Source organism: Streptomyces sp. NPDC046349 (genome assembly GCF_055587885.1).
Window position 1 is genome coordinate 58,704 of record NZ_JBVJFK010000019.1, and the last position, 18,905, is coordinate 77,608.

General features: G+C 71.4%; 20 protein-coding genes. 8 read left to right on the forward strand and 12 right to left on the reverse strand.

The features are described 5' to 3' along the window. Nucleotides 1–241 precede the first annotated feature (241 nt). The 4 genes from pstS to pstB all read left to right on the forward strand — a co-directional run bounded on the left by pstS (nt 242) and on the right by pstB (nt 4,397). Nucleotides 242–1,378, forward strand: a complete 1,137-nt coding sequence (gene pstS, locus ACZ6JS_RS33845; protein WP_469303734.1) for a phosphate ABC transporter substrate-binding protein PstS — start codon at nt 242–244, stop codon at nt 1,376–1,378. 141 nt (nt 1,379–1,519) lie between these two features. Continuing rightward, a complete protein-coding gene (pstC, locus tag ACZ6JS_RS33850; protein ID WP_469303736.1) occupies nt 1,520–2,509 on the forward strand; it encodes a phosphate ABC transporter permease subunit PstC in 990 nt (329 codons plus the stop codon). Beyond that, nucleotides 2,509–3,591: a phosphate ABC transporter permease PstA gene (gene pstA, locus ACZ6JS_RS33855; RefSeq protein ID WP_469303738.1), complete on the forward strand. Its 1,083-nt coding sequence runs from the start codon at nt 2,509–2,511 to the stop codon at nt 3,589–3,591. The genes pstC and pstA overlap by 1 nt, the downstream gene beginning before the upstream one ends. Nucleotides 3,592–3,620: 29 nt before the next feature. Continuing rightward, nucleotides 3,621–4,397, forward strand: coding sequence for a phosphate ABC transporter ATP-binding protein PstB (pstB, locus tag ACZ6JS_RS33860; protein ID WP_469303739.1), 777 nt, complete (start codon nt 3,621–3,623; stop codon nt 4,395–4,397). Nucleotides 4,398–4,530: 133 nt separating this feature from the next. Here pstB and ACZ6JS_RS33865 read toward each other — a convergent pair whose 3' ends face one another. Together ACZ6JS_RS33865 and ACZ6JS_RS33870 are read right to left on the reverse strand one after the other, a co-directional pair. Continuing rightward, entirely contained in the window at nt 4,531–5,529 is a 999-nt protein-coding gene (locus tag ACZ6JS_RS33865) for an inorganic phosphate transporter (protein WP_469303741.1), read from the reverse strand. A gap of 5 nt (nt 5,530–5,534) precedes the next feature. Beyond that, complete coding sequence (locus ACZ6JS_RS33870; RefSeq protein ID WP_031154207.1) at nt 5,535–6,155, reverse strand: DUF47 domain-containing protein; 621 nt, start codon at nt 6,153–6,155, stop codon at nt 5,535–5,537. A 195-nt stretch (nt 6,156–6,350) separates the two neighbouring features. Here ACZ6JS_RS33870 and ACZ6JS_RS33875 point away from each other — a divergent pair, with 195 nt between their 5' ends. Next, on the forward strand, nt 6,351–6,713 hold the full coding sequence (locus ACZ6JS_RS33875) for a metal-sensitive transcriptional regulator (RefSeq protein ID WP_469303743.1): 363 nt from the start codon (nt 6,351–6,353) through the stop codon (nt 6,711–6,713). Between the two features lie 92 nt (nt 6,714–6,805). Here ACZ6JS_RS33875 and ACZ6JS_RS33880 read toward each other — a convergent pair whose 3' ends face one another. Then, a complete protein-coding gene (locus tag ACZ6JS_RS33880; protein ID WP_469303745.1) occupies nt 6,806–6,997 on the reverse strand; it encodes a hypothetical protein in 192 nt (63 codons plus the stop codon). Nucleotides 6,998–7,126: 129 nt separating this feature from the next. After that, entirely contained in the window at nt 7,127–7,960 is an 834-nt protein-coding gene (locus ACZ6JS_RS33885; protein ID WP_469303746.1) for an SCO4651 family lipoprotein, read from the reverse strand. A gap of 128 nt (nt 7,961–8,088) precedes the next feature. On the opposite strand from ACZ6JS_RS33885, the gene ACZ6JS_RS33890 reads away from it, so the two are divergent. Together ACZ6JS_RS33890 and ACZ6JS_RS33895 are read left to right on the forward strand one after the other, a co-directional pair. Continuing rightward, nucleotides 8,089–8,307, forward strand: a complete 219-nt coding sequence (locus ACZ6JS_RS33890) for a hypothetical protein (protein ID WP_469303748.1) — start codon at nt 8,089–8,091, stop codon at nt 8,305–8,307. A gap of 63 nt (nt 8,308–8,370) precedes the next feature. After that, the gene (locus ACZ6JS_RS33895; RefSeq protein ID WP_469303750.1) at nt 8,371–8,589 is read left to right on the forward strand and encodes a hypothetical protein; all 219 of its coding nucleotides are present in this window, start codon (nt 8,371–8,373) and stop codon (nt 8,587–8,589) included. A gap of 135 nt (nt 8,590–8,724) precedes the next feature. On the opposite strand, the gene ACZ6JS_RS33900 is transcribed toward ACZ6JS_RS33895, so the two are convergent. The 5 genes from ACZ6JS_RS33900 to ACZ6JS_RS33920 all read right to left on the reverse strand — a co-directional run bounded on the left by ACZ6JS_RS33900 (nt 8,725) and on the right by ACZ6JS_RS33920 (nt 13,959). Further along, complete coding sequence (locus ACZ6JS_RS33900) at nt 8,725–9,456, reverse strand: phosphatase PAP2 family protein (RefSeq protein WP_469303752.1); 732 nt, start codon at nt 9,454–9,456, stop codon at nt 8,725–8,727. A gap of 204 nt (nt 9,457–9,660) precedes the next feature. Further along, the gene (locus tag ACZ6JS_RS33905) at nt 9,661–10,668 is read right to left on the reverse strand and encodes a C40 family peptidase (RefSeq protein WP_469303777.1); all 1,008 of its coding nucleotides are present in this window, start codon (nt 10,666–10,668) and stop codon (nt 9,661–9,663) included. Between the two features lie 85 nt (nt 10,669–10,753). After that, nucleotides 10,754–12,445 (reverse strand): serine/threonine-protein kinase, encoded by a 1,692-nt coding sequence (locus tag ACZ6JS_RS33910; protein WP_469303754.1) that lies wholly within the window; start codon nt 12,443–12,445, stop codon nt 10,754–10,756. Between the two features lie 62 nt (nt 12,446–12,507). Next, entirely contained in the window at nt 12,508–13,299 is a 792-nt protein-coding gene (locus tag ACZ6JS_RS33915; protein ID WP_469303756.1) for a thioesterase family protein, read from the reverse strand. 51 nt (nt 13,300–13,350) lie between these two features. Then, nucleotides 13,351–13,959 (reverse strand): LysE family translocator, encoded by a 609-nt coding sequence (locus ACZ6JS_RS33920; protein ID WP_469303758.1) that lies wholly within the window; start codon nt 13,957–13,959, stop codon nt 13,351–13,353. A gap of 546 nt (nt 13,960–14,505) precedes the next feature. On the opposite strand from ACZ6JS_RS33920, the gene ACZ6JS_RS33925 reads away from it, so the two are divergent. Next, nucleotides 14,506–15,342 (forward strand): pentapeptide repeat-containing protein, encoded by an 837-nt coding sequence (locus ACZ6JS_RS33925; RefSeq protein WP_469303760.1) that lies wholly within the window; start codon nt 14,506–14,508, stop codon nt 15,340–15,342. A gap of 204 nt (nt 15,343–15,546) precedes the next feature. Here the strand turns inward: ACZ6JS_RS33925 and ACZ6JS_RS33930 are convergent, their stop codons facing one another. The 3 genes from ACZ6JS_RS33930 to ACZ6JS_RS33940 form a co-directional block, all read right to left on the reverse strand. Beyond that, nucleotides 15,547–16,662, reverse strand: a complete 1,116-nt coding sequence (locus ACZ6JS_RS33930) for a CU044_5270 family protein (RefSeq protein ID WP_469303761.1) — start codon at nt 16,660–16,662, stop codon at nt 15,547–15,549. Beyond that, complete coding sequence (locus tag ACZ6JS_RS33935; RefSeq protein ID WP_469303763.1) at nt 16,662–17,288, reverse strand: RNA polymerase sigma factor; 627 nt, start codon at nt 17,286–17,288, stop codon at nt 16,662–16,664. Before ACZ6JS_RS33935 ends, ACZ6JS_RS33930 begins: the two co-directional genes overlap by 1 nt. Nucleotides 17,289–17,729: 441 nt before the next feature. Continuing rightward, the gene (locus ACZ6JS_RS33940) at nt 17,730–18,905 is read right to left on the reverse strand and encodes an alpha/beta fold hydrolase (protein WP_469303764.1); all 1,176 of its coding nucleotides are present in this window, start codon (nt 18,903–18,905) and stop codon (nt 17,730–17,732) included.

Consider the following 18,905-nt stretch of genomic DNA (forward strand, 5'->3'; position numbering starts at 1 on the left):
TAACGGATGATGGCGACTGTGGGCGGACGGGCCGGAACGCACCGGGTCGTCCGCCACGGTTCACCGTCCGTTCACTCGGGCCGGTCGGCTGCTTCACCTGTTCTGCCTAATTTCGGTCGTGCACGGAGAAGGCGGCCCGCAGACGGAGCGGCCGGCCCGCGCACCCGATGTAGTAGTCCTCTTCGCACGCCGCCCGGTACGAACGAAAGCGGCCGGCGGCTTCTGGAAGGAACACCCGAAAGTGAAGCTTCAGCGCAAGAACATGCTTCGTGCCTCCGCCCTCGGTGCGCTTGTCGTGTCCGGCGCCCTGGTCCTCACGGCGTGCGGCTCGGACGACAACACCAAGACCGGCGACGGCGCGTCCAAGGCCGCCGCTCCGGCCGCCGGCGACATCAAGTGCGACGGCGCCAAGGGCAAGCTGCTCGCCTCCGGCTCCTCCGCGCAGAAGAACGCGGTCGACCTGTGGGTGAAGAACTACATGGCCGCCTGCTCCGGCGTCGAGGTCAACTACAAGTCCTCCTCCTCCGGTGAGGGCATCGTCGCGTTCAACCAGGGCACCGTCGGTTTCGCCGGCTCCGACTCGGCGCTGAAGCCGGAGCAGATCGAGGAGTCGAAGAAGATCTGCACCGGCGGCCAGGGCATCGACCTGCCGATGGTCGGCGGCCCGATCGCCCTCGGCTTCAACGTCTCGGGCGTCGACAAGCTGACCCTCGACGCCGCCACGATCGCCAACATCTTCAACGACAAGATCAAGAAGTGGGACGACGAGGCGATCAAGAAGCTGAACCCCGGCGTCACGCTCCCCTCCACCGCGATCCAGCACTTCCACCGCTCCGAGGACTCGGGCACCACCGAGAACCTCGGCAAGTACCTCAAGGCCACCGCCGGTGACGCGTGGCCGTACGAGGCCGCGAAGAAGTGGCCGGCCCCGGGCGGCCTCGGCGCCAGCGGCTCCTCCGGTGTCGCGACCCAGGTCAAGCAGGTCGACGGCGCCATCGGCTACTTCGAGCTTTCCTACGCCAGCGCCCAGGGCATCAAGACGGTGGACCTGAACACGGGCGCCGCCGCCCCGGTCAAGGCCACCGGCGAGAACGCCTCCAAGGCCATCGCCGCCGCCAAGATCTCCGGCACCGGTTCGGACCTGGCGCTCAAGCTCGACTACACCACCAAGGCCGAGGGCGCGTACCCGATCGTCCTGGTCACCTACGAGGTCGTCTGCGACAAGGGCAACAAGGCGGAGACCCTGCCGACCGTCAAGTCCTTCCTGAACTACACCGCGTCCGACGCGGGCCAGAAGATCCTCCTCGAGAACGGCTACGCGCCGATCCCGGCCGAGATCAACGCCAAGGTCCGCGAGGTCATCAACTCGCTGAGCTAGTCCTGAGCTCCGAGGCCCGGTCCGTCCGCTCCCCCCGTCCGGGGACCGGACGGGCCGGCCCCGGAGCCCCTTCCCCTCCACCCGGGGGAATCCGGTGCACCGCCGCCAGGGGGCCTGCCCCCCACACAGACCGGAAAGACCATGGCTTCCACCACACCCACCCAGATAGACACGGCTCCGCCGGTCGCCCCGAGCAAGGGATCCACCGGCCGCGCCGGTGACAAGATCTTCGCCGGACTCTCCAAGGGCTCCGGCATCCTGCTCCTGGTGATCATGGCGTCGATCGCCGTCTTCCTCACCTACCGCGCCTCGATCGCACTGTCGGAGAACGAGGGGAACTTCCTCACCACCTTCGACTGGAACGCGTCGGCCGACCCACCCGTCTTCGGCATCGCCGTCCTGCTCTTCGGCACCATCATCAGCTCGATCATCGCGATGGTCATCGCGGTTCCGATCGCCGTCGGCATCGCCCTGTTCATCTCGCACTACGCGCCGCGCAAGCTGGCCGCGCCGATCGCCTACGTGGTCGACCTGCTGGCCGCCGTACCGTCGATCATCTACGGCATCTGGGGCGCCCTCTTCCTCGTGCCGCAGCTGGCCGGCCTGAACCTCTGGCTCGACGAGTACATGGGCTGGACCTACGTCTTCGACAAGACCGAGGTAGGCGTCGCGCGCTCCCTCTTCACCGTCGGCATCCTGCTCGCGATCATGATCCTGCCGATCGTGACCAGCGTCAGCCGCGAGGTCTTCCTCCAGGTCCCGCGCATGAACGAGGAGGCCGCCCTGGCCCTCGGCGCGACCCGCTGGGAGGTCATCCGGATGTCGGTGCTGCCCTTCGGCCGCTCCGGTGTCATCTCCGCCTCGATGCTCGGCCTCGGGCGCGCCCTCGGCGAGACCATGGCCGTCGCCACCGTCCTCTCGCCGAGCTTCCTGATCTCCGGCCACATCCTCGACCCGGGCGGCGGCACCTTCGCGCAGAACATCGCCGCGAAGTTCGACGAGGCCAACGAGTTCGGCCGGGACGCGCTGATCGCCTCCGGTCTGGTCCTCTTCCTGCTCACCCTGCTGGTCAACGGTGCAGCTCGCCTGATCATCGCTCGCCGCAAGGACTTCTCGGGGGCGAACGCCTGATGAGCCACACACTCCAGGACAAGCGGCCCTCCCGGGCCCCCCGGTCCGCCGCCCCCGCCGGCCTCACCCGAGGCGGCCTGCCCCGATGGGCCCCCGCCGGCATCGCGGTCGTCTCGATCGCCCTCGGCAGCGGCATCGGCATCGCCTTCGGCCTCGACAGCAAGATCCAGTGGGGTCTGATCGCGGCCCTCCTGTTCGTCGCGATCACGTACACCGCAAGCGCGGTGATCGAGAACCGGCGGCAGGCCAAGGACCGCATCGCGACCTCCGTCGTATGGGTCTCCTTCGTCCTCGCCGTCATCCCGCTGCTCTCGCTGATCTGGACCACCATCAGCCGCGGCGTCAAGGTCCTCACCGGCGACTTCCTGACCCACTCGATGAACGGCGTGACCAGCTTCGAGGAGGGCGGCGGCGTCTACCACGCGCTGCTCGGCACCATCGAGCAGATCGCCCTCGCCACCCTGATCGCGGCGCCGATCGGCCTGCTCACCGCCGTCTACCTGGTCGAATACGGCAAGGGCACGCTCGCCAAGGCCGTGACCTTCTTCGTCGACGTCATGACCGGCATCCCCTCGATCGTCGCCGGCCTGTTCATCCTGACGACCTGGAACCTGGCACTCGGCTTCGGTCCCTCCGGCTTCGCCGGCGCGATGGCCCTGTCGATCCTGATGATGCCCGTCGTGGTCCGCTCCACCGAGGAGATGCTCAAGCTCGTCCCGAACGAGCTGCGCGAGGCCGCCCTGGCCCTCGGTGTCCCGAAGTGGCGCATGATCCTCAAGGTCGTCCTCCCCACCGCCATCGGCGGCATCGCCACAGGCCTGATGCTGGCCGTCGCCCGCATCGCCGGCGAGACCGCCCCGATCATGCTGCTGGTCTTCGGCACCCAGCTGATCAACGGCAACCCCTTCGAAGGCGCCCAGTCCTCGCTCCCCCTCTACATTTGGGAGCAGTACAAGGTCGGCAGTGACGCCTCCTACGACCGGGCATGGGCCGCTGCGCTCGTCCTGATCGCCTTCGTCATGATCCTCAATCTGGTGGCCCGCGGCATCGCCCGCTGGAAGGCCCCGAAGACCGGTCGCTGACGCGACTGTATGAAAGCGAAGTGACCCCCATGGCGAAGCGAATCGACGTCAGCGGACTGTCCGCCTTCTACGGCAGCCACAGGGCCATCGACGACATCTCGATGACCGTCGAACCCCGATCGGTGACGGCCTTCATCGGCCCCTCCGGCTGCGGCAAGTCCACCTTCCTGCGCACCCTCAACCGCATGCACGAGGTCACCCCCGGCGGCCGCGTCGAGGGCAAGGTGATGCTGGACGACGAGAACCTGTACGGCGCCGGCGTGGACCCCGTCGCGGTCCGCCGCACGGTCGGCATGGTCTTCCAGCGCCCGAACCCCTTCCCCACCATGTCGATCTTCGACAACGTGGCGGCGGGCCTGCGGCTGAACGGCAGCTTCAAGAAGTCCGAGCTGGCCGACATCGTCGAGCGGTCCCTGCAGGGAGCCAACCTCTGGAACGAGGTCAAGGACCGCCTGGGCAAGCCCGGATCCGGCCTCTCCGGCGGCCAGCAGCAGCGTCTGTGCATCGCCCGCGCCATCGCGGTCGAGCCCCAGGTCCTGCTGATGGACGAGCCCTGCTCGGCCCTCGACCCCATCTCCACCCTCGCGATCGAGGACCTGATCGGCGAGCTCAAGGAGCGCTTCACGATCGTCATCGTGACGCACAACATGCAGCAGGCCGCCCGCGTCTCCGACCGCACCGCCTTCTTCAACCTCGCGGCGGTCGGCCAGCCGGGCAAGCTCATCGAGATCGACGACACGGACCGGATCTTCTCGAACCCGTCCGTGCAGGCGACCGAGGACTACATCTCGGGCCGCTTCGGCTAGAGCGAGATGTGAGAGCGTCCCGCGGTGCTGCATGGCGGTGCCACCGCGAGGGCGGAAGAAAGAAAGAGGGCCGGCTCCCCCTGGGTGGGGGGAGCCGGCCCGCTTTCGTGTGCGGCAGGGGACGGCGGCCGCGCTAGCCGAAGGCCAGGTTCACGACCCAGAAGCTGACGGCAGCGACCAGGGCCGCGGCGGGCATCGTGATGAACCAGCCCAGGATGATGTTCTTGGCGACGCCCCAGCGGACCGCGTTGACGCGCTTCGTCGCGCCCACACCCATGATCGCCGAGGTGATCACGTGGGTGGTGGAGATCGGCGCGTGGAAGAGGTAGGCCGAGCCGAACATGATCGAGGCGCCGGTGGTCTCCGCCGCGAAGCCCTGCGGCGGGTCCAGCTCGATGATCTTGCGGCCGAGCGTGCGCATGATGCGCCAGCCACCCGCGTACGTACCCAGGGACAGCATCACGGCACACGCGACCTTGACCCACACCGGGATCGGCGCGTCAGCGGTCTGCACGTCGGCGATGACCAGGGCCATCACGACGATGCCCATCGTCTTCTGCGCGTCCTGCAGACCGTGGCCGAGCGCCATCGCGGCGGCCGACACCGTCTGCGCGATGCGGAAGCCGTGCTTGGCCTTGTGCGGGTTGGCCCGGCGGAACATCCACAGGATGGCCACCATCACCAGGTAACCGGCGACGAGGCCGACGACCGGCGAGGCGAACATCGGGATGACGACCTTGTCGACCACACCGGACCAGATCACCTCCGTGCCGCCGGCCAGGGCCGCGCCCACCATGCCGCCGAAGAGCGCGTGCGAGGACGACGAGGGCAGGCCGAAGTACCAGGTGACCAGGTTCCAGACGATCGCGCCGACCAGCGCCGCGAAGAGGATCCACATACCCGTGGAACCGTGCGGCGTCTCGATCAGCCCCTGACTGACCGTCTTGGCCACCCCGCTGCCCAGGAAGGCACCGGCGAGGTTCATCACCGCGGCCATCGCGAGGGCGGCGCGCGGGGTCAGCGCACGCGTCGAGACCGAGGTCGCGATCGCGTTCGCCGAGTCGTGGAAACCGTTCGTATACGTGAAACCGAGCGCGACACCGATGGTCACGACCAGAGCGAAGGTGTCCACGAGGTTCAGGACTCCTTGACCGCGATGGTCTCCACCGTGTTCGCGACGTGCTCGAACGCGTCGGCCGCCTCTTCGAGCACGTCGACGATCTGCTTGAGCTTCAGCACCTCGATGGCGTCGTACTTGCCGTTGAAGAGGTGCGCGAGCAGCTTGCGGTGGATCTGGTCGGCCTGGTTCTCCAACCGGTTGACCTCGATCCAGTACTCGGTGAGGTTGTCCATCGTGCGCAGGTGCGGCATGGCCTCGGCGGTCAGCTCGGCCGCCCGCGCCAGGACCTCGATCTGCTGCTCGACACCCTTGGGGAGCTCTTCGACGTTGTAGAGGACGACCAGGTCGACGGCCTCCTCCATGAAGTCCATGATGTCGTCGAGCGACGACGCCAGGGAGTAGATGTCCTCGCGGTCGAACGGCGTGATGAAGGAGGAGTTCAGCTGGTGGAAGATCGCGTGGGTCGCGTCGTCCCCCGCGTGCTCCGCCGCCCGCATCCGTTCCGCGATCTCGGCCCGGGCGGAGGTGTCCGCTCCGAGCAGTTCCATCAGGAGCTTGGAGCCCGTGACGATGTTGTCCGCGGATGCGGCGAACATGTCGTAGAAGCTCGTCTCCCTGGGGGTCAGACGAAATCGCACGTGAGGTCCTCGGGGTGCATCGGATTCGGTCAGGCTGATGCTAGGCGCATCCCCCGGCCACGGCTAACCGGCCGTTCACCAGTGTCCTCCATCAGGCAGAGTGAGGGCCACGGGCCCCTGCCCGACGGGTGCGAGCCCGGTATCCTATACCCACGAGGGGTATCTACCCCCTTGTTCCGGACCACGGGAGAACCTATGACGACCATCGAGGCGGAGGGCTCCGGAGCCGTGTCCGGCGCGGCGGCCACCCCCGGCACCTCCCACGACGCCGGGGCCGTCCACGGCTACCACCACCAGAAGGACGAGCACCTCAAGCGGCTGCGCCGGATCGAGGGCCAGATCCGCGGCCTCCAGCGGCTCGTCGACGAGGACGTCTACTGCATCGACATACTCACCCAGGTCTCGGCGAGCACGAAGGCGCTGCAGTCCTTCGCGCTCCAGTTGCTGGAAGAGCACCTGCGCCACTGCGTCGCCGACGCCGCGGTCAAGGGCGGCGCAGAGATCGACGCCAAGGTCGAGGAGGCCTCCAAGGCCATCGCACGGCTGCTGCGCACCTGATCGCCAGGCCCCGCCGCCGGAGACCGCGGGGCCCGGAGCGCCACCCGTGCCGGGCTGGTGCTGTGCCCGGAAAGGTTCACCGGGTCACAGCGCTAGCGGCCCAGCAGGACCTCGTCGATGCGGTCCAGGCTCAACCGGTCCTCGGCTGCCGCGGACGCGGCGATGATCAGCTCACCGCACAGTTCGATCTCGGCGAGCGCCACGTGGTCCTGCACCGTCGTACCGCCTGCGGGAGTCACGCGTGTCACCTCTGTCTGCCACCGGCCACCGGCCGTCACGGTCATGCCGCACCACTTGCCGGCGCCCGGCTCCTCAGCGTAGGGAGGACGCCCGTCCCCCCGCATGACACGGATGGACCATTTCCGGATACCCGGCCATGGCCCGATCGCGCCGCCCCCGGACCGCCCGCCCCACTAGTCGGCGATCTTTCCGGCGTAAATGTCCCTGCTCGCGGGCAATACGACAGTCACCGGCGTCCCGAATCCGTACAGCAGCGTGGTCGATGACACATCGATCACGCCATTGTTGACGTACGTGAAGCGGTGCCGGACCTTCCGCAGCCGCCCCTCCTCGTCCAGGTACGCGTCGAAGGGCACCGTGTCCTTGCTGAACCCTTTCGCCGCTGCCGCCAGCGCCCCGCGCATCTCCGCCGACGCGCGCGCCGCGGCCAGCCCGATGTCGGTGGTCCCCCGGTAGTGCCGCACCTTGGTGCCCGCCACCTCGGTCTCCCCGACGTACGTCACCTCCTGCGCCACCCGCAGCAGCTCGGCCGCGATCAGCGGGTCGGTGGCCCCGCCGGTGACCAGGTTCCCGTCGGCGAGGGTCGTCGTGTCGACGCGGACCCACTTGTCGGCGGGGACGCCCGCGCCGCGGTTCTTCATGTAGAGCGCGCCCGGGACCAGGAGCTCGGTGATGGGCCGGTGCTCGTCCTCGCCCTTCACACCGGCGGGGAGCAGCACAAGGAGCTGCCCCATCCGCTTCTTGAAGTCGACGCCGCCCTCACCGCGGATGGTGACCCGGGTCCCGCCCGTGGCCATCTCCATGGCCGTACGGGCCCGGGCGCTGCCCGTGCGTGCCAGGGCGTCGGCGGCCCCGCGGACCACCAGGGCCGCTTCCGCCGGCGACCGGTCGTCGCCCCCGCCGTCTCCGGCGCACCCGCTCGTCGCCGTGACCGCCAGGGTGACTCCGGCGGCGAGCACCACCTCAGCCGCCCGCCCGCGCAGCCGCTTGTGCCGGTGAACCACCATCGCCTGCCAACCCCCAACGCATGACCGATGTTTGCCCGAGGCCCCACCCGCTCCGCTTAACGAGGCCCCGGGTCTCCCGTCACGGGGTCGCCCTCCCCGCCCCCGTCGGCCCCGGGTACCGTGGAGAAGTGGAACCGCACATCGACGCGACCCCGGTCCCTCCGCTCGACTCCGTACCGCCTCCGCGGCCGCCGTCGCAGCCGCCGACCCCCCACACCACATCCACCGCCGACCGCGGATCGTTCTGTCTGGCCGTCTGCTCCTGCGGCTGGAAGGGCCCGGCCCGCCGCTCCCGCGACCTGGCCCGCAAGGACGCCGCGGGCCACGAGGCCGCAGGCACCGTCTGACGTCCCTCGCCCGTTCGGACGGCCCGGCTGGCCGGGGGGCGCCGCAGCGGATGCCCTTGACTCATGCCAGGTTCCGCAGCCCGCCTCGCGACCCTTCTCGGGGCCGCGCTCATCGCGTTCGCCCCGGCCGCCGCGGCCCGGGCCGGACCCGTGGCCGCGGCGGACAGCCCGGCCGACGTGGCCCTGGCCGTCGGGCTCACCTGCGCCGCCGCCCTGGCCGCCGCGCCGTGGCTGCGCTCCCGCCACCGCCGCGGGGGCGACACCGGCGCGGGTGACCGGTGACGCCCCGGCCCCGCCCGCGGGCGGTCCTGGTGTGCTTCGGGGTGGCCGCGCTCTGCCTGCTGACGGCCGCGCTGCTCGCCGTCTGGGACTCGTACGGGACGGGGTAGTGCTGGGGCGGCCCCGGCCGGGCCTCCGTCAGGCGGCGAGGTCCTTGTCCTGCGGGCGCCGGCCCGCGGGCGGGGTGGTCCGGGGCTGCGCGAGGTCGACCGGCCGGGGATGCGTCCGGCCGCCGGACCGTACGAGCCGTCCGAGGCGCCGGGAGCCGGCCACCGCCCGCACCACCGGGTTCAGCAGGGCCAGCGTGAGCGGCGCGAGCACGAGGACCACGGCCGTGCCGAGCGCGAGCCCGCCGATCACGTCGGTCGGGTAGTTGACGCCCATGTAGACGCGGCAGAATCCCTCGACGAGAGCCAGCCCGATCCCAAGGATCCCGAACTTCCGGTGGGCGACGAACAGGCCCACGCCCAGGGCCATCGCGACGGTGGTGTGGCCGCTGACGAACGAGTACGCGGTGTTGCCCAGTCCCACGCCCCAGTCCGGGTCGAGGACCTGCAGCCCCTCGTGCTGGCGAAACGGCCGCTGCCGGCCGACGAGTTCGCGCAGCGGCACGTTCACGAGCAGGGCCAGGCCGGCGGCGAGTGGCGCCCACACCAGCGCCGTGAAAGATTCGACGGCGGCGGCCTCGTCCTGTCGGCGGGCGCCGCGCCAGCACCACAGGACCAGCAACACCAGGGCCAGCAGGATCCCGTACTCGCCGGCCGTGCTCACCGCGGTGTCCAGCCACGCGGGGGCCCGCCGGGCCGCTCCGTTGACCTCGTACAGCAGGCTGACATCCACGTTCGGCCCACCTGTCGTGAGTCCAGCCATGGTGACGCGGCCCCTTGCTCTTGCCCTGGTTCCCCTGCGGGCGCACCCGGGTGTGCGCCCCTTCGACACCCACTTGATCAACCCCCGCGTTCATGGAACGCCCGTTCTGACAGCCGGGTTCCACTCTCCACGCAATGATCACGGCAACGTTATCGAAGAGTGACTGGCCGTCGCAGCTCAGGGCCTTTGCATCACGGAGAGTTGCTAGGACGGCCGACCCGGACCGGACCGCTGCGGGAGGGACTCCGCCCCGTCCTTCGTCACGCGGGTCGCTCCGAAGTAGTCGGGAGTATCGATCTTGTCGAAGCGGATGACCGCTCCGGTGAACGGGGCGTTGATCATGTATCCGCCGCCCACGTAGAGCCCGACGTGCCGGATCTCCCGGGAGTTCGTCAGATCATCGGAGAAGAACACCAGGTCTCCGGGCAGCAGTTCGTCGCGCGAGGGGTGCGGACCGGCGTTGTACTGGTCGTTGGCCACGCGCGGCAGCTCGATCCCGACCGTCTCGTACGCGGCCTTCGTCAGCCCCGAGCAGTCGAACCGCCCACCCTGGTCGGGCGTGCCGTTGCCGCCCCACAGGTACGGCGTGCCCAACTGCTTCTGCGCGAAGTAGATCGCGCCGGCGGCCTGTTGCGAGGGCGCCACCCGGCCCACGGGCCGCGCGAAGCTCTTCGCGAGCGTGGTGATCGCCTTCACGTACCCCTGGGTCTCCTTGTACGGCGGCACTCCCCCGTACTTGATGACCGCGTAGGCGCCGGCGTTGTAGGCGGCCAGCATGTTCGACGTCGCGTCGCCCGGCACGCTCTTCACGTCCCCGGCCAGCTCGCAGTCGTACGAAGCCGCCGAGGGGATCGCGTCGTTCGGATCCCAGATGTCCCGGTCCCCGTCCCCGTCCCCGTCGATGCCGTGGCCCGCCCAGGTGCCGGGGATGAACTGCGCGATGCCCCGCGCGTCCGCCGGACTGACGGCGCTCGGGTTCCAGCCGCTCTCGGAGTACAGCTGCGCGGCGAGCAGCGGCGGGCTGATGGCCGGGCAGAGATTGCCCCACTTCTCCACCAGCGCCTGGTACTTCGCGGGCACCGCCCCCTTGGTCAGGCCCACGGCACGACCGCCGGCACCCGATCCCACCAGCCCCGCCGCCGCCGAGTACGTCCCCACGACGAGGAGCGCCACGAAGGTCAGACACAGCCCGATCCCGATCCCGCCGGCCATCCAGAATCTGCGCACCCGTCAACCCTCCCCCATGCCGGTCGCTTTCACGTGCGAATCGCCCGTGTCGCCGGATCCACTACTCCACTTACTCCACCCGGAAGCCCGTGCAGTGGATGCTCGCGTACTGCGTAGGGTCATCCTCGACGTGATAGAAGACCAGCGTCCAGTCCCCCGGGTCGTTCGCCAGGGGCACGCCGGGGTACGTCTTGCCGTTCACGTGCTCCGCGAAGTCGTCCGGGTACGTGAGCGTCAGGTATTCGCCCGTCTTCCACTTTCCGTAGATGTCGACGGGCTTGCTGGTGAAGCCCACGGACCGGTTGTCCATCGGGAACGGCTGTCCGGTCTGCGGGTCGAGGTCGTGCGGGGCCCTGACCGCCACCGACACGTAGTACGGATCGGGTTTGGTCGGGCTGCTCTCGGCGTACTTGACGCGCATGCTGATCTTCACGGACTTGCCCAGCACCTCGGCGCCCGCCTGGAAGTCCGCACCCGGCGGCTTCTGCTCCGTCCCCAGGTTGCACGCGCCGGTGCCGTGCGCCGCGCGCTCCGGGTCGGTGGAAGGCAGCCAGAAGTAGCGCGAGATCCGGTTGCCCTCGATGTACTCGGCCGGCGGCTTGCCGGCGGCGCCCCCGGTCACCGAAGGGGCGGGGCCGACGCCTCCCCCGCCCGGCGTCCGGGCGGGCGTGCCCGCGGCACCCGCCGAGGCGCCCTCGCCCCGGCCGGCCTCACCGTCCTCCCCGCCGAACGGGACGAGCTTCCAGGCGGCCAGCGACAGGGCCGCGGCCACCGCCACGGCCGCCACCCACACACCCGCCCGCCCACGCCTCGCCGGGGCCGGAACCGCGGCCGGGGCCGCGTGGTCGGTCGGCGTGTAGCCGTACGGGAGACCCGGCCCCTGCGTCCGCATCTCGTGCACCGGCACGGCCTCGCCCAGCGCCCCCAGCCCCAGGTACACGGGATCGTCGATCAGTGCGTCCCGTACTCCGCACCGGGCGATGACCTCCGGCAGGCCTGGCCGGGCCGCCGGGTCCTTCGTGACGCAGGCACCGATCAGCGCCGCCAGGCCCGGCTCCACCCCGGCCAGGTCGATCGGCTCGTGCACCGCCCGGTAGCTCACCGTCGCCGCGTCGCCCGTCCCGTACGGCGGGCGCCCGGTCGCCGCGTACGCCATCGTCGCGCCCAGGGCGAAGACGTCCGCCTTGCCGTCCCCGGTCCCGCCGCCGACGAGCACTTCCGGCGCGGTGAATCCGGGCGTGCCCGGGGCCTGCCCGTCCTGCGTGAGCGCGGTGGTCCCGACCCCCTTGGCGATGCCGAAGTCGATCAGCTGCGGCCCCTGTGCGCCCAGGACGACGTTCTGCGGCTTCAGGTCCCGGTGCGTCACCCCGTACGCGTGAACGCTCGCCAGCCCCTCGGCCAGGGCCGCGAACAGCCGCAGGCAGGTGTCCGCCGGCAGCGCCCCGCGCGTCGCGACCGCCCGGCCCAGAGTGGGTCCGGCCACGTACTCCGTGGCCAGCCAGTACGGCGGGGCGGCGAGCGAGGCGTCGATCAGGTTCGCCGTGTAGGCCGACCGGACCGCCCGCACCGTCTCGGCCTCCCGCCGGAACCGTGCCAGCGCCTCCGGGTGGCCGGTGATCTCGTCCCGGATCACCTTGACCGCGACCAGCCGCCCGCCGGGCGAGCGCCCGAGGTACACCTGCCCCATGCCTCCGGCCCCCAGCCTGGCCAGCAGCGTGTGCTCCCCGATGCGGGCCGGGTCGGTCCCCCTCAGTGCGTCCATCCGCACGAGCCTGCCATACCGACTCCGTTGCACCGCACCGGGGTTGGCGCCCCGGCGCCGTTTCAGCGCGGCGCCACGTACAGGCTCTGCGCGCTCCGGCCGATCGGGCCCTTCTCGTCGTGGAGCTGCGCGTCGGCGAGCCCGATACCGGCCGCGTCCACGCTCGTACGGGCCTGCACGCACGCCCACTCGCCCACCGGATGGCGGTGCAGGTGGACGGTCAGGTCGCTGTTGATGAAGACGTAACGCCCGAAGTCCATCACCGCGCTGATCCCGTTGCCCGAGTCGGCGGCGATCAGGACCCGGTCCAGCGGCCGGGTCTCCTCCCCGGCCACGAGCGGCACCTTCATCCGCATCCAGCAGGTGCCGGGCCCCGGTTCGACGAAGGCGCCCTCGGTGAAGCGGGTCTCCATGGCCGAGTGGTAGCCGATCTCCCACGGCACCGGGAAGAACGGGGTCGCCTCCACCTCCCCCGGCGTCGGCAGCTGCGGCCCGCTCACGACGGCCGGCACGGACTCCTCTGCAACCCGGATCCGCAGGGCCCTCGCCAGCATCACGGACGCGGCACCCGCCGGGCCGATCGCGGCCTCGACCACCTCGGTACTGCGGCCGGAGCGCAGCACGCTGGTGGTGACCTCCAGCTCGCCGATGGGCACCGGGCGCAGGATCTCGTACGTGATCCGGGCGATCCGCATGTCCGTGCGCGCACCCGGCCGTTCCTCCACGGCCCGCCCGAGCAGCGCGGCCGGCGGACCGGCGTGCTGCGAGCCCGCGTCCCACGGCCCGCGCGTGTACTCGGTGGCGGTGAACCGCCCGGCATCACGTCGTTCGAAGAACCCCTCGCCAGTGCCCATGGCCCGAACGCTACCGACAGGTAACCAGCGGCACCAGCCCCGCTCCGCCACTCAACGGGCGAACCCCAGCCCCACCCCCAGCCCCACCAGCACCGACCCGATGGCCCTGTTCAGCGTCCTCTGCGCCTTCAGCATCCGCTCGCGCAGGCTGGAGACGGAGAAGAACACCGCCACCGCCCCGAACCAGCCCAGGTGCGCCGCCGACATGAACAACCCGTAGCCCGCCTGCTGCCACAGCGGCGTACCCGGATCCACCACCTGCGTGAAGGTCGACACCACGAACAGCGTCGTCTTCGGGTTCAGCACATTGGTCAGGAACCCCGACCGCATCGCCCCCGGCCGGGTCAGGCCCGGCTTCGACTCCAGGTCCACTGTCACCTCAGCCCGCGCCCGGAAGGTCCGTATCCCGATCCACACCAGGTAGGCCGCACCCGCCAGCTTGATCACGGTGAACAGGGCGGTGGAGGAGGCGATCAGCAGACCGACACCCAGCATGGTGTACGAGACGTGGACCAGCACGCCGGCCGCGACCCCAGCGGCGGCGAACAGCCCGGTGGGCCGCCCGTAGAGGTAGCTGTTGCGGACCACCATGGCGAAATCGGCGCCGGGGCTGATCACCGCGAGCAGGGTGATGACGGCGACTGCGATCACTTCTGTCATACGGCGATGCTCGCCGCCCCCTCCCCCTCGATCAACCCCTCTCCCGCGAAGCACACTTGGCGCACGGGCCTCCCGCGGCCGCTCGCCTGCGCCCCTTCCGCCCGGCCGACGACGCCCAGCTCGCCGCATACGCCGCCGGGCCGGGCCGCTGCGCGTGGACCGCCGGGCCGGGCCGCCGTGCGTCGACCGCCGCGCGTGGACCGCCGCGCGTGGAGACCGCGGTGTCCCCGGACGGCACCCCGCTCGGGCACGTCTCCCTCGCCCGGACACCGGCCGCATGGCCCGCGTCATGATCGCGCCCGAGGCCGGCGGCAGGTCTTCTGCGGGCGAGCGGCTCGTCCCACGCCGTCTCCATCGGCCTCGACGAGCCGGCCCTCCCGGAGTCGGCCCCCGCGTCCGGCCCCACAACCCGGTGCGGTGCGTCTCCCCGAGAAGCTCGGCTTCCGCACCACGGCGGCCGTCGAGACAGTTGCGACGGTTGCGACGGCGTGCCCTGGAGCGGGCACCGGATGCGCCCGGCCGCCTCCGACCGGCGACAATGAACGCGTGTCCCAGAGCCTGCCCAGCCAGCCCGACCAGCCCGGCCTGCCGCTCCTGCGAGCCGACTGCGCGAACTGCTTCGCGCTCTGCTGCGTCGCCCTGCCGTTCGCCAAGTCCAACGACTTCGCCGTCAACAAGCCCGCCGGCACCCCCTGCAAGAACCTCCGGGAGGACTTCCGCTGCGGCATCCACACCCGACTGCGCGACCAGGGCTTCCCGGGCTGCACCGTCTTCGACTGCTTCGGCGCGGGCCAGCAGGTCTCCCAGGTCACCTTCGGCGGCCGCGACTGGCGCACGCACCCCGAGACCCGGGCGGAGATGTTCGACGTCTTCCCGGTGATGCGCCAGCTGCACGAACTCCTCTTCTACATGGCCCAGGCCCTCAGCCTCCCCGACGCGACCCCCCTCCACCCCGGCCTGCGCAGCATGCTCGCCGAGACGGAGCAGTGGACGCGCGCCGACGCCGGGGCCCTCGCCGCCCTGGACGTCACGGCCCTGCGGGGCCGGGTCAACACCCTGCTGCTCGAGACCAGCGAACTCGTACGGGCCAAGGTCCCGGGACGCAGGAAGAACCACCGCGGCGCCGACCTGATGGGCGCCCGCCTCTGCGGGGCGAACCTGCGCGGCGCGAACCTCCGCGGCGCCTACCTGATCGCCGCCGACCTCTCCCGCACCGACCTCCGCACGGCCGACCTGATCGGCGCCGACCTCCGCGACGCGAACCTGCGCGGCGCGGACCTCCGCGGCGCAATCTTCCTCACCCAGCCCCAACTGAACGCGGCCCACGGCGACCCGAAGACCCGCATTCCCCCCACCCTCACCCGCCCCGCCCACTGGACCTGACCCGGCCTGCACTCGATGCGCGGGGCCGGGCGGAGCCGCCCTCTCAGGCCCCGCCGGCGATTGAGGCGCGCGGCCGGGGCGGAGCCCCGACCTTCCGGTCCCCGCAACGCGGCGCCGCACGCGACCCGCGGGCCCGGAGCCGCCGGCCCCGGCTTTGGCCCCGGCTCCGGGCCCGGCTCCGCCAAGCCCGCGGCCGGCGAAGGGTCAGCCGGCCGAAGCCGGGATCTCCTTCAACCGGTCGACGACGGTCCGGGTCATCACGGCCGTGGTGAACACGACCGTGCCCGGCTTGATCAGTCCCCCCTCGCCGGCCTCACCTTGCACCTGGACGGTCCGCTCACCGAGGTACGTGAGCGTCTGCCGATCGAAGATCCACTCCTCCCGCTGCCCGCTTTGCTCGTCGAGCCGGGCGACCGCAAGCCCCTGGCGCCCCGCGGCGTCGACCGCGTCGTCCACGACCACCACACCGGGGATCTTCGCCGCGGCCTTGTAGAGCGCGACGGTGAGTTCGGCCGGCGGATAGCTCGAACGCAGCAGGTCACCGATCGTGGTGAAGGCTTCCTGGTCGGGCCCGCGGCCCATCCCCCGGGTCTCCTCGTAGATCTTCTTCAGCAGCACGTCGGGATCGGTGGGCAGCCCGGCGAGGTAGTTGTAGGTCGGCGCGTTGAGGTACGGAGTCGGGGTCTCCCCCTTCTCGTCCTTCCCCGCCAGGGTCATACCTTTCGGGCCGGTGTTGCCGGGCTCGATCAGCCAGCCGTCACGGCCGTCCGGGGAGTTCCACTGGTGGCGCATGTGCAGCTCTTCGCTGACCAGGGTGTGCTTGTCCCCGACGCTCTTCACGTAGGTGGTGGCCGTCTTGCTCCCGATGTAGATGAACTGGTCCGCGCGCACCTTCGACCCGCCGCCGGTCGAGGCGGCCGCCAGGGAGATGCGGTCCAGGAGCTGCGGCGTCCCCTTGGCGTCGGCGGTGCCGATGCGGGTGGTCATCGCCGGACCCGTGGCGATCGTGGAGCCGGTTCCGTCCGCCGCGCCCCGGTCCACGTAGGTGAGGAAGCCGGCGGCGAGCGCTCCGGCCAGGGCGAAGGCCGCGGCGGGAACGAGGAACGCGCGGTTCAGGAAGGGCTTGCGCGTCGCCCTGCGCGGGGCAGGGGCGCTGGTGGTGCCGGCGTCGGCGGTTCGGAGGTCTTCGTGGATCTGGGCCATCAGCCGCTCCTTGTGGAACCGGTGGCGGCCCGCGGGCAGTTCCCGTTCGGCGAACGGCAGGGGGAGGGGACTGTCCTCCCGGCCGGCCGGGTGGCGCCGGGAAAGGTCGGCGTTCATCAGATTCCCTCCTGTGCGGACCGGACCGTCTTCGCGCGGTCGTCATATGTCTGTCGGGAGCGGCCCTCGGGTTCCCGTCTGTTCTTCTTCATTTCCGCGTCGGCGAGTTTGCGCAGCTTCGTACGGGCCCGGGACAGCCGGGAGCGCACGGTTCCGACGGGGATGCCGAGGACCCGCGCGGCCTCGGCGTACTCCAGCCCCTCGCACAGGCACAGCAGGAGGACCTCGCGCTCGGGTCCGCGCAGTGCGCTCAACTGCGTCAGCGTGGCCGCGATCTGCTGCCGGTCGTCCAGCCGGCCGGCCACCTCTTCGGCGTGATCGGGCACGGACGCGGCACCCGCGGCCGCCGCTGCGGCGGCCGCGGCTGCCCGGAAGCGGCGGTTGCTGCGGCAGTGGTTGCGAGCCAGGTTGGTGGTGATCCCCAGGAGCCAGGGCCGGAGGGAGCCGCCCTCGGGATCGACCGTGCCGCGCAGCCGCCACGCCTCCATGAAGGCCGCCGACATGACGTCCTCCGCGACGGCCCAGTCCCCGGTCATCCGGAAGGCATGGTTGTACAGGGTGCGGGAATAGCTGTCGAACAGCTCCGCATAGGCATCCGGATCCCCGGACCGCACCCGAGTTCGCATCTCTGTGGTCACTCCTGTCGGCTGTCCGGCAACCCCGGCGGAGTTCCCGTGACCTGCGTCACAACGCCCTGCAACCCAGGAGCACCCTACGAACCACCCGCGGGCCGCCCGACGACGGCGCACTCCCCGCCCGGTCACGCGGCCCCACCACGGCGGGCCGGCCCCCCGAGGGCCGGCCCGGAGCCCGACGCGACCCGAAGCCCGCAGGCCGGATCACCGGGCAGCCGGGCAGCCGGGAACACAGTCGCACCGGCTGCCGAAGGTCCCCACGGCACACGGGCGACCAGGCAGCACAACCGCCCGGCAGCCCTGCCGACCCGCGTCCTTGCCGCCCGCGGCCATGCCGCCCCGGCCCGACCGGAGCCTCGCCGCCCAAGCGGTGACCCTGCCCTCGCGAGGCGCGGCATCCCGCCCGGCCCGGCGACCAGGCAGCGGCGGCGATCAGGCAGCGGCGGCGGCCCCCGGGCCGACCCGCGCCAGGAAACCCCGCACCGCGGCGAAGTACCCCTCCGGGTCCCCCTCCCGCACCGCGTGCCCCGCCGGCAACTCCACCAGCCGCACCCCCGCCCTCCGTACCGTCATCTCCCGCGCGTGCTCGGCCGACAGCACCCCGCTCCGGTCCCCCCGCACCAGCAGCGTCGGTGCCTGCACCCGCAGCCAGTCCCCCCAGTGGTCCCCGTTCAGCTCCTGCTGGGACACCACCATGTCCTCCACGTCGAACGCGGCCCCCCAGCCGTCCGCATGCTCCCGGACCGACCCGTCCAGATACGGCGCCGAGCTGCCCACCCCCGCCAGGAACCCGGCCCGGGTCTCGGCGCGCCGCGGCCACGCCCGCGCGAACGACAGGTCGCCGTCGACCACCGCCCCGATGTCCTCGACCACCACCGCCCGCACGAGATCCGGCCGCCGCGCGGCCAGCTGGTACGCATTGACCCCGCCCAGCGATTGCCCCAGTACCACCGCCGGACCGAGCCCCACGTGCTCCAGCAAGGCAGCCGCGTCGGCCACGTACCCCTCCCGCGTGTACTCCCCCGCCCGGTCGGAATCCCCGTGGCCGCGCTGGTCCAGGGCGATCACCCGCCAGGACGGGCCCACCTCCCGGGCCAGCCGCTCGAAGGCGGCCCCCGACCCGAAATGCCCGTGCAGCGCCAGCAGCGGCGCCCCCGGCCCGCCGAAGTCCGTGTACGCCAGGCGCCGCCCGTCCTGCGCCACCATCACCCCCGGCAGCGGCCCCAGCTTGTCGATGACCCGCTGCCGCAGCAGCTGGTACTCCTCCCAGCGCCGGTTCAGCCGCCCGCCCGGCCGCTTCACCACACGCCCGGGCGTGACCGTCTCCCCCCGCCGGAACTGCTCCCGCGTCAGATCGACCCGGATACCGCCGGGCAGCAGGTTCCACCAGTGGTAGCCCTCCTGCCGGCCTTCGCGGAACACCTCGCCCAGCACCAGGTCCCCGCCCACGAGGTCCTGCACGACCAGGGCAGTGATGTCGCACTGCCCCCAGGCCGGATTCTCCGGAGTCCAGGGCACCCGGCTGATGTCGGCCGGCTCGGCGGTATCGGCGGACCACCCCGCCCGAATGGCCGCCTCGAGATCCGCAAGAGTCCAGGTAGTCGTCAT

What these genes read in the sequence shown, in the direction of transcription:
- pstC (WP_469303736.1), top strand. Translation starts at nt 1,520, where the DNA reads ATGGCTTCCACCACACCCACCCAGATAGACACGGCTCCGCCGGTCGCC.
- pstA (WP_469303738.1), top strand. Translation starts at nt 2,509, where the DNA reads ATGAGCCACACACTCCAGGACAAGCGGCCCTCCCGGGCCCCCCGGTCC.
- pstB (WP_469303739.1), top strand. Translation starts at nt 3,621, where the DNA reads ATGGCGAAGCGAATCGACGTCAGCGGACTGTCCGCCTTCTACGGCAGC.
- ACZ6JS_RS33875 (WP_469303743.1), top strand. Translation starts at nt 6,351, where the DNA reads ATGACGACCATCGAGGCGGAGGGCTCCGGAGCCGTGTCCGGCGCGGCG.
- ACZ6JS_RS33880 (WP_469303745.1), bottom strand. Translation starts at nt 6,997, where the DNA reads ATGACCGTGACGGCCGGTGGCCGGTGGCAGACAGAGGTGACACGCGTG.
- ACZ6JS_RS33885 (WP_469303746.1), bottom strand. Translation starts at nt 7,960, where the DNA reads ATGGTGGTTCACCGGCACAAGCGGCTGCGCGGGCGGGCGGCTGAGGTG.
- ACZ6JS_RS33895 (WP_469303750.1), top strand. Translation starts at nt 8,371, where the DNA reads ATGCCAGGTTCCGCAGCCCGCCTCGCGACCCTTCTCGGGGCCGCGCTC.
- ACZ6JS_RS33900 (WP_469303752.1), bottom strand. Translation starts at nt 9,456, where the DNA reads ATGGCTGGACTCACGACAGGTGGGCCGAACGTGGATGTCAGCCTGCTG.
- ACZ6JS_RS33905 (WP_469303777.1), bottom strand. Translation starts at nt 10,668, where the DNA reads ATGGCCGGCGGGATCGGGATCGGGCTGTGTCTGACCTTCGTGGCGCTC.
- ACZ6JS_RS33910 (WP_469303754.1), bottom strand. Translation starts at nt 12,445, where the DNA reads ATGGACGCACTGAGGGGGACCGACCCGGCCCGCATCGGGGAGCACACG.
- ACZ6JS_RS33915 (WP_469303756.1), bottom strand. Translation starts at nt 13,299, where the DNA reads ATGGGCACTGGCGAGGGGTTCTTCGAACGACGTGATGCCGGGCGGTTC.
- ACZ6JS_RS33920 (WP_469303758.1), bottom strand. Translation starts at nt 13,959, where the DNA reads ATGACAGAAGTGATCGCAGTCGCCGTCATCACCCTGCTCGCGGTGATC.
- ACZ6JS_RS33930 (WP_469303761.1), bottom strand. Translation starts at nt 16,662, where the DNA reads ATGAACGCCGACCTTTCCCGGCGCCACCCGGCCGGCCGGGAGGACAGT.
- ACZ6JS_RS33935 (WP_469303763.1), bottom strand. Translation starts at nt 17,288, where the DNA reads ATGCGAACTCGGGTGCGGTCCGGGGATCCGGATGCCTATGCGGAGCTG.
- ACZ6JS_RS33940 (WP_469303764.1), bottom strand. Translation starts at nt 18,905, where the DNA reads ATGACGACTACCTGGACTCTTGCGGATCTCGAGGCGGCCATTCGGGCG.